Raw genomic sequence first — 13,126 nt, 5'->3', positions numbered from 1 at the left:
GGTGATTCACCGGCGACCAGTATCGACACGGGGGTCGAGACTGTTGTAAGCCAAGTCCTGAACGATGTTTCCGACGATCCCGACTGCGATGATGACGAGCGTACAGCCGAGGACGACGGGCAGGTCGCGCATGTGGACTGCACTGAACAGGAGCGCGCCGAAGCCGTCGATTCGAAACAGCGACTCGATCACGAACACCGCGAGGACGAGCAACGCCAACGCTTCGGTAAACAGCATCGAGAACAGCGGGATCGCCGAGTTCCGAACGATGTGTCTCGCGATCCGCACTCTGCTTGCCCCCTTCGCCTTGACGAGCGTCACGAACTCCGCAGAGGTGTATTCGAGCGAGTGTGCACGCGAGTAGCTCACGTAGCCGCCCAGCAGCGTCGTTGCGGTCAGTGTAATGGGGAGAATGTGATCGAACAGCAACGCGGAGTCGGGGATCACGCCGCCCGCGGCGAACGAGAGCAACATTCCGCCGATCCAGAAGTTCGGCAGTGCAAAGCAGAGGTACGCCGTGTTCAGTCCCGATTCGGCGAGCCGACTGTCGGGATTCATGGCCGCGTAGAGACCGATGCAAATTCCGAGCACGATCGCGATCACGATCGCGGGGAGAACGTACATCGCCGTCCGAACGACGGAATCCATGACCATCGGAAAGACCGGTTCGCCGGTCGTGTAGAACGACGCTTCCGTGCCGTCGCCCGCCGCGATGAAAAACGAATCTCCCCACTCGAGTGTGAGCATGTTCCCCATCCAGTCGAGATACTGTTGCCAGAGCGGCCGATCGAACCCGTGTGTCGCCAGATACTCGTCGATCGAACGTTCGATCTCCCGTTCGTCGGCTCCGCTGTATCGCATCGCCCCCTCGATCGTCTCTTCGACCCAGTCGCGACTCGTCGTAAACACTACGAACACTGTGGTCAACACCGCCCACGCAGCGACGAGCCCCATGACGAGTCGTTTGGCGATGATTCGAAGGAAATTCACGTCGACCACCACACTACGGCAGTTTCCCCGCTCGAATCGGTCACCTGCGGCGTCGGTGTCAGGAGGGAACGCGTACGCTGATTCCGCGTCGTACGCGATCGCAACCGAGGATAGTCCCCTGTCCGGCCTCGAGTGCGTACTGTACCGCAACGGGGGGTCCCGGGCATTGCCAACTGGTACCAACGGTCAGATAAAAAACGTATCGCTTCGATTTAGTGAGCGACGGTCGTTCACGCTATGGATAGATTTATTACACGATAGTCTATATTTCGGTCGTCCCCTATGGGAGCATCTCCCGATCCCCACCGCTTCGAGCAGGTCGACTGGGACGAAGTCGGTCACTCGAGGCGGTTCGTTACGCCGGCCAGAGCGGTGTTCTTCGCAGGAGTAGTGCTTCTCGTCGGTCTCTACGTTCTCCAGCGGGTCGATACGGTTTCGCTCGGCGTTTACCTCGAGCGTATCGACTGGGTGATCTTGCTCGGCACCGTCGTGCTAACGTCGGGTGTGATCGTTCCCGCCGTCCGACGGCGCGAGCTGACCCGACGTGTGCTGGGCCGTCTCGTCTCCCGGCCAATCCACGCTGCCGGTGCCGTCTTTCTCGGCGTTCTCTCACTCGTCGCCGTTGTCGGGCCGGCCGTCTTCGGGTCTCCGGATCTCATGTTTCAACACCGGTTTCACGCACCGTACGGATTTACCGGAGAGGCGTCGTGGAGCGCCGAGTGTCTCGGCGAGGTAACCGACGGCGAGGGAATCACTCGCTACTGTGACGGAACGATGACGTACCCGCTCGGAACGAACCACCGCGGGCACCCGATGGGACACCTCGTCGTCGAAGGCGCACGCACGACGCTGTACGTGCTCGTCTTTACCGCCGCGTTCGTCGTCCCGCTCGCTGCAGCCGTCGGAATCGTTGCTGGGTTCCGGGGCGGGCGCATCGACGATCTGTTGATGAGCTACGTCGACGTGCAGCTCTGTATTCCCGCGATCGTGGTCTTTTTCATCGGCTACATGTACTGGAACGTCTCGTTGCTGTTGTTGCTGGTTATGTTCGGGCTGCTCAGCTGGGGTGGTATCGCTCGCCTGGTCAGAAGCGAGACGCTCCAGCGACGGGAAGACGGCCACGTACTCGTCGCTCGAAGCCTCGGCGCCTCACCGTTTTACGTCGCGAAACGCCACATCGTCCCGAACATTACGAATACGCTCGTCCCCGCGATCTTCCACCTCCTCGCGCTGCTGGTCCTCGTCGAAGCCGGCGTCGCCTTCCTCGGCTTTCACCACCTCGAGCTCTACTCGTGGGGGTCGACGATTCAAGAAGGCCTCGACCCATCGATGACCGGCGTCGGCCTCGTGATGGAACCCCACGAAGTCTGGTGGGTCTCGACGTTCCCCGCGATCGCACTCACGCTGACGCTCGTCTCGCTCAAACTCGTCGGTGACGGGCTCCGAGATGCGCTCGACCCGCGCCGCAACCACTGAACACAATCGATGACGACAGAACACGACACCACAACGACGGCAGACGATCGGTCCGGAGCGACGCCGCTTTTGACCGTCGAGAACCTCCGAACCCGTATTCGAACCGAACGCGAGACCATCTACGCCGTCGACGGCGTGAGTTTCACCGTCGGCCGCGGCGAGACGGTGTGTCTCGTCGGCGAATCCGGCAGCGGAAAGAGCGTCACGTGCGAATCGCTGACCGGAATCGTCCCTCAACCGCCGGCCGAGATCGTCGACGGCACGGTCGAGTTCGACGGTCGCCGGCTCCTCGAGGCGACCGAGTCAGAGCTCCGTACGATTCGCGGCAGTCGCATCGCACACGTCTTTCAGAACCCACAGAGCGCACTTGATCCCGTCTGTACGGTCGGCGACCAGTTCGTCGAAGCGATTACGATCCACGAAGAGATCCCTCCCGCGGCCGCCCGCGAGCGCGCGATCGAGCGGTTCCGTGCGGTCGGCATCCCGCGAGCGTCCGCACGGATCGACGACTATCCCCACGAGTTCTCCGGCGGCCAGCGCCAGCGGATCGCGATCGCGATCGCACTGGCGGCCGACCCCGACCTGTTGATCGCCGACGAACCGACGACGGCCGTCGACGTCACCGTTCAGGCGCGGTTGATCGAACTGCTCCAGGGGCTGACCGACGGCGGCATGTCGATCCTCTGTATCACGCACGACCTGCGTGTCGTCGCCGCGCTCGCCGATCGGGTACTGGTGATGTTCGGCGGCACGATCGTCGAACGTGCCACGACCGAACAGCTCCTCACTCAGCCGTCTCACCCCTACACGCAGGCGCTGCTCGATAGCTACGACGGGCTCTCACGACGGGCGGACCGCTCGGCTCGAGGGGAGATTCCGCCCGACGGCTGCCGATTCAGAGCCGAGTGTCGACACGCCGTCGACGCCTGTGCTGGCCCCGACCAGCCGACGTTCACCGGCGTCGCCGATCGAGAACATCACGCCGTCTCGTGCGTTCACTTCGGGCCAGAGGGCGACCCGGAACCGATTCTGGACGACTGGCGGGAGATGCGGCCGATATCGGAGGGACAACAGTGATCGGACCGGAGACCGACTCCGACGAGGAAGCGAATCGCGAGCGCGGAACGGATCCGGAGTCGGCCGCCTCGCCGTTGCTCGAGGTCGAAGACCTCGATGTCCACTACCCGATCACGAAGGGGCTGCTCAGACGAGAGGTCGGTCGCGTCCGAGCGGTCGACGGTGTGAGTTTCGATATCGAACGAGGTGAAACGTTCGGCCTCGTCGGCGAATCGGGCAGCGGCAAGACCACGGCTGCCCACTCCGTTCTCGGGCTCGAGGAGCCGACCGGTGGCGAAGTCCGGTTCGACGGGCAGTCCGTAAACGAGCTCTCTGGCGCGGCGCTCCGCGCTTTCCGCCGTCGGGCCCAGCTTGTCGTCCAAGACCCGAACGAGGCGTTCAACCCGCGAATGACGATGGGCGAGGCGGTCGCCGAGCCGCTCGTACTCCACGGGATGGAGGATGCAGACCGTCGCCGAGCGATCGTCGAGGATCTCCTTGAGCGGGTCGGGCTGTCAGCGGCGGACGCGGATCGCTATCCCCACGAGTTCTCCGGCGGCGAAAAACAGCGGCTCTCGATCGCGCGGGCGCTCGTTCTCAACCCGGATCTGATCGTCGCAGACGAGCCGACGAGCGCACTCGACGGCCGAGTCCAGTCTGACGTCCTCGCGCTGCTCGACGACGTTCGGCGCGAGTTTAACATCTCGATTCTGTTCATCAGTCACGATATCGACGTCGTCCGCCGGTTCTGTGACCGCGTCGCCGTGATGTATCTCGGCGAGATCGTCGAACTGGGACCGATCGAGAACGTCCTCGAGTTCCCCGCACACCCCTACACGCGCCTGCTGCTCGGCTCCGTCCCGAGTCTCGACCCGACGGACCAGCAGTTCGAACGGCCGCTGACCGACACCGTTCCAGACCCCGCCGATCCGCCGTCGGGCTGTCGGTTTCACACGCGCTGTTCGGAGATCGTTCCGCCGGAGGACGTGGAACTCCCCTGGGAGCAGTGGCGGGCGGTCGTCGCGTTTCGCTTTACCCTTCAGGCTGGCGAGCTGCCCGAGTCGATCGCCGTCGAAACGGCCGACGGCAAACTCAACGCCGCGACGGTTCGAGACCGGTTCGATCTCCCGGCGACGCTGCAGGACGACGCCGTCGATACGGGCGTCGATGAAGCCATTTCGGCGCTGATCGCGGGGGATCTACAGACCGCTCGCGATCGTCTCAGTGAGGCGGTTCCGACCGTCTGCGAGCAACGGGTACCGACAGCTACGGAACACGAAGCGGGTCACTCGGTGTGCTGTCACCGGTACGATTCGACGGTCGAAGCCGAGCCTCGATCCTGGGAACGATAGCGTCGCGAACGGCCGATCTGCACCTCGCCTTCTTACGCTTCCGTGTCCGGATCGAGACGAACCGTCGTCTCGCCGCGAAGCCCCTTCTCGACTGCGTTCTCGACGTTGAGTTCGGCACCGATCGTGTACTCGCCGGGTTCGGCGGGCTCCCACTCGCTGTCGGAGACGCGAAACAGTTGCTGCCACTGTTTCGTGAACTGCTTTCGTTCGCCGCGATCGAACACCAGCGAGTCGGGTTCGTCCGGCGGATCGTGGAGGGTGACGTGTGACGCATCCGTCACGCCGTCGACATCCCACGTCCACAACAGCGGCGACCGCGTCGGAATCGTGATCGGAAACGGCATCGAGTTTCGCATCGTCACCCGAAACGGGATCGCGGCGTCGAGCGGGTACTCGTCTCGAGGCGTTGAGACGTCGATCGAGATCGCACGACGACTCAGCCCGTTCGGCAAGAGGAGTCGACTCAGTTTGCTCGAGTTTATCGACCGCATCGCTTCGATACGGCGTTCGGTGTCTTTTTCGGAGGGACTGAAGGGGCCTTCGTCGCGGCGAATGGCTCCAGACTCGTAGATCCGGCGCATTGGCTGGTCATCGCATTGAGAGAACTAAAACGTTCAGTTCGCGGGCCGGTTGTCGAGCCGATCAGTCGTCGGCGACAGCATCGCTCGGGCCACCGGATCTCGGCCGTTCGGTGTCGTAACCCTCGTCGTAGAGCAGACACGAGATTCGGTGGGTCTCCCCGGTCGGGACCTGTTCTGGGTCGTGAACCTCACAGGGAGAGGTGAACGCGTCCTCGAGGCGCTCTCGGGCGTCCTCAAGATTCTCGCTCACGAGCTCGTCGATTACCGCCGAGATGGTTTGCTCGGCGTCGGGATCCGCGATCGGCCGCGGCAGATCGAACTCCGCCCTGAGCTGGGCGCCGAACTCGTCTCGAGTCAGGTCGCTCACCGCAACCGGTTCGTCGTCGGTTCCGCCGTCGTTCTCCAGGACGACGATCGAGTTGACCGACTCGGCATCCCTGACCCGCAGTTTCAGATCCATGATCGATCGCCAGACCGACTGCTCGAGATTGTACTCCGCCGGCTGGATAACGCGGGGACACCGAGTGTGGAATCGACATCCCGATGGCGGGTCGATCGGCGAGGGCACCGTCCCCGAGAGGAAGATCTGGTCGCCCTCCCAGAGCGGGTCCGGTTCGGGAATCGCCGAGAGCAGCGCCTCCGTGTACGGATGATGGGGCGGCGAGAACACCTCTTCGGTGGTGCCGACCTCGGCGAACTCGCCGAGATACATGACGGCGATCCGGTCGGAGATGTGTTCGACGACGCTCAGATCGTGGGCGATGAAGATGTACGACAGGCCGAACTCCTCCTGTAAGTCCTCGAGCAGGTTGAGGATCTGGGCCTGGACCGACACGTCGAGTGCACTGACCGGTTCGTCGCAGACGATGATTTCCGGATCGACCGCGAGCGCACGTGCGATCCCGATCCGTTGGCGCTGGCCGCCGGAGAACTCGTGTGGGTATCGGTGGGTGTGGCTCGGATTCAGGCCAACGGTCTCGAGGAGTTCGTAGATGCGCTCCGTCCGTTCCTCGCCCTCGGCGATGTCGTGAATGTCGAGTGGTTCGCGGATGATGTCACCGACGGTCAGCCGCGGGTTGAGACTCGAGAACGGATCCTGGAAGATGTACTGGAGGTCGGTGCGAAGGTCGCGGAGTTCCGAGCTCGAACACTCGGTCAGGTCGATTTCGTCGGCGCCCGAGTCGGTTCGCCCTCGGTAGTAGACCGATCCGTCGGTCGGTTCGATCAGTTGCAGCAGGGTTCGACCGAGCGTGGTTTTCCCACAGCCGCTCTCGCCGACGACGCCGAGGGTCTCGCCCTCGCGCAGTTCGAGGTCGATACCGTCGACCGCCTTCACCTGCTGGCCGTGGCCGAGCAGACTGTCGATGAAGCCGCCGCTCGTGTCGTAGTACTTCGTCAGCCCTTCCGTTCGCAGAATCGGCTCGTTTCGTCTAGACATTGTGATCACGCCCCGCGTACTGCGCTTCGTCTTCGGCCGCGGCGTCGTCGACCGTGACCTCGTAGTCGAGACCGCCGGTGAGATCGCCGGTGTACTCGAGACACGCGGCCGCGTGTTCCGTGTCGCCGGTCGCGGCGACTCCGGTTTCCGGATCGAGTAACGCCGGCTCCTTTCGGGCGCAACACTCTTCAGCGTACGGACAGCGCGGGTGGAAGCTACAGCCGGGTGGCAGCTCCACGAGGTCGGGCATCGTTCCGGGAATCGTCTGGAGCCGCTCCCGGTCGTCGCCGACCCGCGGAATCGAACTCATCAGTCCGACGGTGTAGGGGTGTTTCGGGTCGTAGTAGAGTTCTTCGACGGGTGCTTTTTCGACCGGCGTTCCCGCGTACATGACCATCACGCGATCGCAGACCTGGGCGACGACGCCGAGGTCGTGGGTGATGAGTTGGATCGCCGTGTCGAAGTCGTCGGCCAGCGCCTTGAGTTCGTCCAGGATCTGGGCTTCGATCGTCACGTCGAGTGCTGTCGTCGGCTCGTCACAGAGCAACAGATCGGGATCGCACGACAGCGCCATCGCGATGATCGCGCGCTGTTGCATGCCGCCGGAGAACTCGTGGGGATAGTCGTCGTACCGGGCTTCGGCCTCCGGGATCCCAACTTTGTCCAGCAGCTGAATGGTCCGTTCGCGAGCCTCCTGATCGTCGTAGTCGAGATGATGTCTGATCGCCTCGGCGATCTGTTCGCCGACGGGATAAACCGGGTTCAGCGCGGTCTGGGCGTCCTGGAAGACCATCGCGACCTCGTTACCTCGGATGCGCTGCATCTCCGATTCGTCCATCTCGAGGAGGTTTTCGCCCTTGAACAGGATCTCGCCGCTTTCGATCCGGCCGGGACTATCGATGAGACGCATCAGCGAGAGTGCGGTGACGCTCTTTCCGGCCCCGCTCTCGCCGACGACGCCGAACTTTTCGCCGCGTTCGATGCTGTAGGAGAGGTCGTCAACCGCGGTGACGACTCCCTCCTGCGTGTAGAACTTGACCGTGAGATCGTTTACTTCGAGTAGCGTCATTATCCACCTCCCTGCTGTTCGACTCCGGTTTCCTGTGCGTCGAGTGCGTCGTTGATCCCGTCACCGATCATGTTCATGGCCATCACGAACAGGAAGATCGCTGCACCGGGGTACACCGTAGCCCACCAGGGGATCGATCCGCCGGGGGGCTGGATGAGTGTGTCGCGAGTCTGATCGAGCATCGTCCCCCACTCAGCGGATCCGGGCGGCATACCGAGTCCGAGGAACCCGAGCGCGGCGACACCGATGACGACGGTGCCGATATTGAGCGATGCGAGGACGATCAGCGGCGGCATCGCGTTCGGTGCGATGTGTCTGAAGATGATCGATCGATCTCGCGCTCCGAGAGCTTTCGCCGCCAGTACGTACTCGTTTTCTTTGATCTTCAGCACCTCGCCGCGAATGAGACGACCGTAGGTAACCCAACCGAACAGCGAGAACGCGAGCACGAGCTGCCAGTAGCCACGGCCGAGCGTCGCGATGACGATCAGGGCGAGGATGAGGCCGGGGAACGCGTAGATCGTGTCGACGACCCGCATCATGATCTCGTCGGTCCAGCCGCCGTAGTAGCCCGAGATGGCGCCGTAGATGAGACCGAAGCTCGCGGTTAGTGCGACCACGACGAAGCCGATCGAAATGCTGTATCGGCCGCCGTAGAGCACGCGGGAGAACATATCACGGCCGTTGCCGTCGACACCCATTGGGTGGGCCCACGACGGCGCGTCCCAGGTACTGATCGACGGATCCTGCATGTACAGGATCGTTCCGGGATCGTGCGGTGCGAGTCCGAACGGTTGTATCGTGACTCCCATGACCACGATCGGCCGAGCGAACACCGTCAGCAGCGTCAGTATGGTGACGACGGAGAGACCGATCAATGCCGTTCGGTTCCGCTTGAACCGGGTGAACGCCCGTTTCCATCGACTCTGCGTCTCGCCACCGGTCTCTTCGCTCCAGCCCGACAGCGGCTCTCGTTCGGTTACACGCTCGGGATCGAATCCGGAGATCCGTATTCGTCCACGTTCCGTAGATGTTGCTCTCTCGTTAGTCATATCTGATCCTCGGATCGAGTACCGCGTACAGGATGTCGGCGATCAGGTTGGCGATAATGATGAAGACGCCCGTAAAGAGCGTGATCGCCATGATGAGGTTGATCTCTCTCCCGTTGATCGCGTTGATTAGCTCTCTCCCGAGTCCCGGCCAGTTGAACACGACCTCGACGACGACCGATCCGGCGACGATACTCGCGGTCAGGGTGGCCGCGAGCGTCACCACCGAGATGAGGGAGTTACGAAGGACGTGCTTGAGAATAACCGTTCGCTCGGGAAGGCCCTTCGCTCGAGCGGCAGTCACGTACTCCTTGTTCAGCTCTTCGGCCATGGAGGTGCGCATGACGCGCATGATACTGGCCGCCGCTGCCGTCCCGATCGTGATCCCTGGTAACACCAGATACCACAACATGTAGGGGTGATACAGCGGCTGTCGGGAGGGCGGAAGCACGGGCCAGAGGCTGAGCGTGACCGCGCCGATCAGAATCAGCATCAGACCGAGCCAGAAGTTCGGGATCGAGATCCCCGAGAGGGCGATGAATCGGCTCGCGTCGTCGGCGAGCTGGCCCTTCTTGACGGCCGCGTAAATCCCGGTCGGAATCGCGATTGCGAGACCGAAGACCCAGCCGAAGATGCCGAGCGCGATCGTTTCAGGGAGGCGCATCATGATGACGGCCGAGACGTCTCGGCCGTTGCTGTAAACCTGACCGAAATCCCCCGTTAGTACGTTCCCCATCCAGACACCGTACTGCTCCCACAGTGGTCGGTTTAGCCCGTAGCGATCACGGAGCTGTGCCTCGTCGCTCGCCGTCACGTGCGGGTTTACCCCGACCATCTGGTCGATCGGATCACCGGGTGTGAGATGAACCAGTGCAAACGTGATCAGCGAGACACCGAACAGGATCGGGATGATCGATAGTATCCGCTTCAGTATGAAACGTCGTAAGCTCATGCGAATGTCAAATCGTATAGCATCATGGTAATTGACGACTCCTCTGTGTATCGGTTTGAACAGGCAAACGTTAGAAAGCTATCGTCTTCGACCTAGTCGAGGTCGTGGTCTTCGATAACTTCCTCGAGCAGCTCTTCGGCGCGTTCGGGGTCGTACTCGTTGTACGGTCGGATTTTGTCCTCGAGGGCGGCGGCGTCTACGGTTCCGTTCTCTTCGGCGAGTTCGGGAATGTCCGTCCACGCTGGACGTGCCCAGCCGTTGAGGACGTTTTCGACGATCGATTCTCGCGGAACGAGGAGGTTGACGGCGCGTCGGAGTCGCTCGTCGTCCCACGGTTCGACGTTCGCGGGGTACTGGATGTACTCGTAGCCACCCGCCTCGATGGAACTGACGACGTAGTCGTTCGACTCGTCGTAGCCGTCCAGGTCGTCGGTCGTCAGTCCGTAGGTGATGTCGATCTCGTCGCTCTGGAGAGCGGCGGATCGGGTCGAGTTGTCCGGAACGATCTCCACTTCGAGCTCGTCGATCACGGGGCCGTCCGGGAACTCGGACGAGCCGTCGAACCAGTCGATTCCGTCGACGCCCAGCTCGGAGACCCAGTAGTTCTCGTTGAGGGAGTACTCGACGTACTGTTCGTCGGACATCTCGTCGAACACGTACGGACCGGTACCGATCGGATCGTTACCCTCGCGTGGGTCGAGATCGTTGCCCTCGAGGTCCGCCTGTTCCAGCGAGTGGATGTACAGTCCCGGCAGTTCGCGTTCTGCCTCCGCGTCGGGGACCTGTGCGTACAGGTCGACGGTGTACTCGTCGACTTCCCGTGCGTGGAGCAGCGAGTCGAACGTCTGTGCGGAGAGGTCCGAGTTCTCGTAGCGCTCGACGGTCGCGACGACGTGCTCGGCCGTCAGCTCCTCGCCGTTGTGGAACTCGACGCCTTCGCGGATTTCGTAGCGGAACTGCATTCCGAAGACGTCGTTGTCGACGGCGTCTGCGGCCTCGGCGGGTGTCAGCACGCGGACTGAACCGTCCGCTGGATCGTCCTCTGGGTGTCGGACGATGACCTGCTCGTCGGTGTCGAGGGCACCTTCGTCGTCGACGTCGACTTCGGTCATGTACTCCTCGTAGTCGGTCCGATCGATGTTCTGGGTCTCGACGAGTTCGTAGCTCTCGGCGAGCCACGGGTAGAGGTTGCCGTCGCGGTCGTTCGCGAGCAGCTGTTCGAAAACGAACTCCTGTGCCATCGTCGAGGTAGTGTCCGTGCTGTACGGCGGGTCGAACGAGTCGGGGTTCTCTGCGGCACCGATGCGGAGCGTGCCGCCTTCCTGGAGGTCCGACAGCTCGGTGTCGTCCGGGTGGGCGTCCTCGTCCATCCACATGACCTGTTCGTCCTGCGGGGAGTACAGCCCGTAGTCGAAGATGCTCTCGCTGAACGGGAACATGCTGAACCCGTGAACGTCGGTGTTCATGACGGCCGCGTCGAGGTCGAAGTGCGTGATGGAGCTGTATCGCTCCTCGGCGAGGTACTCCCAGATCTCGTCGTACCGTTCGCGGCGGAGGTCGGGATCTTCGACGACGTCGACACCGTATCGGGCGTCGTCCAGCATGTCGTCGAGTTCGGAGTCGTTGATCCCGTTGAGGTTACAACACTGGCCGTGGTTCTCGCTGTGATGGAGGGCCTGACAGAAACTCTCCGGGTTGAAGGTTCCGGAGAGACCGATACACGGCACGAAGCCGTCCTCTGCGTACGCGGGATCCATGACCCGAGCGACGTAATCGTTCCACTCGTAATCCTCGATTTCGGTATTGAAATAGCCGGTGTCTTCGAGCGACGAGGCGATCAGTTCGACCATCTGCACGCGGTCGTCGTTGTCGGAGTTTACCTCGAGTCGAATGTCGAACGGCGCATCACCGTCGCTGTCGCCGAGACATCCAGCGATACTGATTGCACCTGCTGCACCAATCCCTTGAAGAACTCGTCGCCGCTTAATCGATGACCGTGATTGTTTGGTATTCCTGACCATGGATATTTGGTGTAGTTCGAAGACATAAATATGTATGGTTTTACGCTTAGGCAAGTAATACCGTGTGCAGTAGTGCACACTTTAAGGCTCCTATAGTGCAAAAAGAACGCATCTGTGGACACGTTTGTCGGACAAGGTCCACTATTGGTGGAAGAAACAAACAAAGATTTGTAAATTGTATCAGTCGAACACGCCCGGACCTTTAATACAATACTGTGGCGTGAATTAATGAATTGTTGGACGACCAACAGCAAATTCGAGATACGTCCGTCTGGGGTGGCGAAACCGGCAGAATACGCCAAGTCGGGCGAACTGAGAGCGAATCGCTGATCGGGCGGGATGCAGGATTCGAACCGGGACTGTTGGCATCACTGCTCCGACTGGTGTTCGATGCCGACGTATCAACCGCCCCCGAACGTCGACTCGAGTCGTCAGTCGCCGCTTTCGTCGACGATGACGACCTCGCCGTCGACGACGTCGACGTTGATCAGCGTCTTGATGTCGTAGCCGGCATCTCTGGCCTTGTTCTCGCCACCGACTTTCTTGATGACGGCGACGGTGTCGACGACCTCCGCACCGATCTCGTTGAGGGCATCGAGCACCGCAGCGAGGGTCCCGCCCGTCGAGAGGACGTCGTCGAGCACCAGCACGCGCTCGCCCTCGCGGACGTCGTTGATGTACATCTCGTTCTCCGAGTAGCCCGTCTGCTGGGAGATGGCGACCTCGTCGTCGAGGCCGTACTGTCGCTTCCGGATGACGGTCAACGGAATGTCGGTCATCAGCGAGACGGCGGTGGAGATGTGGATGCCCATCGCTGCCGGGGTCACGATTCGGTCGACCTCCTCGAGTTTCGCTTTCCGAATAATGCGGATGACGATCTCCCGGAGCAGGCCCGGGTCGAGCTTCGGAACGCCGTCACTGATTGGGTGGACGAAGTAGTGGTAGCCGTTTTTCTCGATGATCGGCGCGTCGAGAAGCGACTGTTTCAACTGATCCATGTCGTGGGTCTGGTGGTCTCGGAGTAAAAGTTGACGATCCACTCGAGGCATGGGTGACTCTCTGTCACGTTCGGGCGTATCGCTCGAATTCGGCGTGAGCACCGCTCGAGGGTCGGGAGGGATACCGACCGCCGAAACTCGACG

General features: G+C 61.8%; 11 protein-coding genes. 3 read left to right on the top strand and 8 right to left on the bottom strand.

Features of this window, described 5'->3' with window-relative positions; genetic code table 11:
- Window positions 1-6: 6 nt before the first annotated feature.
- Window positions 7-999, bottom strand: coding sequence for an ABC transporter permease (locus ACSFDB_RS04340; protein WP_440769793.1), 993 nt, complete (start codon window positions 997-999; stop codon window positions 7-9).
- Window positions 1,000-1,272: 273 nt separating this feature from the next.
- Here ACSFDB_RS04340 and ACSFDB_RS04335 point away from each other — a divergent pair, with 273 nt between their 5' ends.
- Genes ACSFDB_RS04335 through ACSFDB_RS04325 form a run of 3 tightly spaced genes read left to right on the top strand, consistent with a single transcriptional unit; the run spans window position 1,273 to window position 4,874 of the window.
- The gene (locus ACSFDB_RS04335) at window positions 1,273-2,466 is read left to right on the top strand and encodes an ABC transporter permease (protein ID WP_440769792.1); all 1,194 of its coding nucleotides are present in this window, start codon (window positions 1,273-1,275) and stop codon (window positions 2,464-2,466) included.
- 9 nt (window positions 2,467-2,475) lie between these two features.
- Window positions 2,476-3,543 carry an ABC transporter ATP-binding protein gene (locus tag ACSFDB_RS04330; RefSeq protein WP_440769791.1) on the top strand — a complete coding sequence of 356 codons (1,068 nt, stop codon included), beginning with the start codon at window positions 2,476-2,478 and terminating at the stop codon, window positions 3,541-3,543.
- A complete protein-coding gene (locus tag ACSFDB_RS04325; protein ID WP_440769790.1) occupies window positions 3,540-4,874 on the top strand; it encodes an ABC transporter ATP-binding protein in 1,335 nt (444 codons plus the stop codon). The genes ACSFDB_RS04330 and ACSFDB_RS04325 overlap by 4 nt, the downstream gene beginning before the upstream one ends.
- Window positions 4,875-4,906: 32 nt before the next feature.
- Here the strand turns inward: ACSFDB_RS04325 and ACSFDB_RS04320 are convergent, their stop codons facing one another.
- The 7 genes from ACSFDB_RS04320 to hpt all read right to left on the bottom strand — a co-directional run bounded on the left by ACSFDB_RS04320 (window position 4,907) and on the right by hpt (window position 12,982).
- Window positions 4,907-5,455, bottom strand: coding sequence for a DUF7974 family protein (locus ACSFDB_RS04320; protein ID WP_440769789.1), 549 nt, complete (start codon window positions 5,453-5,455; stop codon window positions 4,907-4,909).
- Window positions 5,456-5,516: 61 nt separating this feature from the next.
- On the bottom strand, window positions 5,517-6,893 hold the full coding sequence (locus tag ACSFDB_RS04315) for an ABC transporter ATP-binding protein (RefSeq protein ID WP_440769788.1): 1,377 nt from the start codon (window positions 6,891-6,893) through the stop codon (window positions 5,517-5,519).
- Window positions 6,886-7,962: an ABC transporter ATP-binding protein gene (locus ACSFDB_RS04310; RefSeq protein ID WP_440769787.1), complete on the bottom strand. Its 1,077-nt coding sequence runs from the start codon at window positions 7,960-7,962 to the stop codon at window positions 6,886-6,888. Before ACSFDB_RS04310 ends, ACSFDB_RS04315 begins: the two co-directional genes overlap by 8 nt.
- Window positions 7,962-9,014 carry an ABC transporter permease gene (locus ACSFDB_RS04305; RefSeq protein WP_440769786.1) on the bottom strand — a complete coding sequence of 351 codons (1,053 nt, stop codon included), beginning with the start codon at window positions 9,012-9,014 and terminating at the stop codon, window positions 7,962-7,964. The genes ACSFDB_RS04310 and ACSFDB_RS04305 overlap by 1 nt, the downstream gene beginning before the upstream one ends.
- The gene (locus ACSFDB_RS04300; RefSeq protein ID WP_440769785.1) at window positions 9,007-9,963 is read right to left on the bottom strand and encodes an ABC transporter permease; all 957 of its coding nucleotides are present in this window, start codon (window positions 9,961-9,963) and stop codon (window positions 9,007-9,009) included. The genes ACSFDB_RS04305 and ACSFDB_RS04300 overlap by 8 nt, the downstream gene beginning before the upstream one ends.
- 92 nt (window positions 9,964-10,055) lie before the next feature.
- Entirely contained in the window at window positions 10,056-11,984 is a 1,929-nt protein-coding gene (locus ACSFDB_RS04295; RefSeq protein WP_440769784.1) for an ABC transporter substrate-binding protein, read from the bottom strand.
- A gap of 431 nt (window positions 11,985-12,415) precedes the next feature.
- Window positions 12,416-12,982 (bottom strand): hypoxanthine/guanine phosphoribosyltransferase, encoded by a 567-nt coding sequence (gene hpt / locus ACSFDB_RS04290; RefSeq protein ID WP_090305009.1) that lies wholly within the window; start codon window positions 12,980-12,982, stop codon window positions 12,416-12,418.
- Window positions 12,983-13,126 lie beyond the last annotated feature (144 nt).

The sequence above is a fragment of the Natronorubrum amylolyticum genome, from assembly GCF_052040145.1.
Taxonomy (GTDB): domain Archaea; phylum Halobacteriota; class Halobacteria; order Halobacteriales; family Natrialbaceae; genus Natronorubrum.
Note: the sequence above shows the minus strand (reverse complement) of the source record. Positions and strands in the feature narration are given on the sequence as shown.

Bases quoted from the DNA above. Each gene is read 5' to 3' on its own strand.
- ACSFDB_RS04315 (WP_440769788.1), bottom strand. From the start codon at position 6,893: ATGTCTAGACGAAACGAGCCGATTCTGCGAACGGAAGGGCTGACGAAG.
- ACSFDB_RS04320 (WP_440769789.1), bottom strand. From the start codon at position 5,455: ATGCGCCGGATCTACGAGTCTGGAGCCATTCGCCGCGACGAAGGCCCC.
- hpt (WP_090305009.1), bottom strand. From the start codon at position 12,982: ATGGATCAGTTGAAACAGTCGCTTCTCGACGCGCCGATCATCGAGAAA.
- ACSFDB_RS04300 (WP_440769785.1), bottom strand. From the start codon at position 9,963: ATGAGCTTACGACGTTTCATACTGAAGCGGATACTATCGATCATCCCG.
- ACSFDB_RS04335 (WP_440769792.1), top strand. From the start codon at position 1,273: ATGGGAGCATCTCCCGATCCCCACCGCTTCGAGCAGGTCGACTGGGAC.
- ACSFDB_RS04310 (WP_440769787.1), bottom strand. From the start codon at position 7,962: ATGACGCTACTCGAAGTAAACGATCTCACGGTCAAGTTCTACACGCAG.
- ACSFDB_RS04295 (WP_440769784.1), bottom strand. From the start codon at position 11,984: ATGGTCAGGAATACCAAACAATCACGGTCATCGATTAAGCGGCGACGA.
- ACSFDB_RS04330 (WP_440769791.1), top strand. From the start codon at position 2,476: ATGACGACAGAACACGACACCACAACGACGGCAGACGATCGGTCCGGA.
- ACSFDB_RS04305 (WP_440769786.1), bottom strand. From the start codon at position 9,014: ATGACTAACGAGAGAGCAACATCTACGGAACGTGGACGAATACGGATC.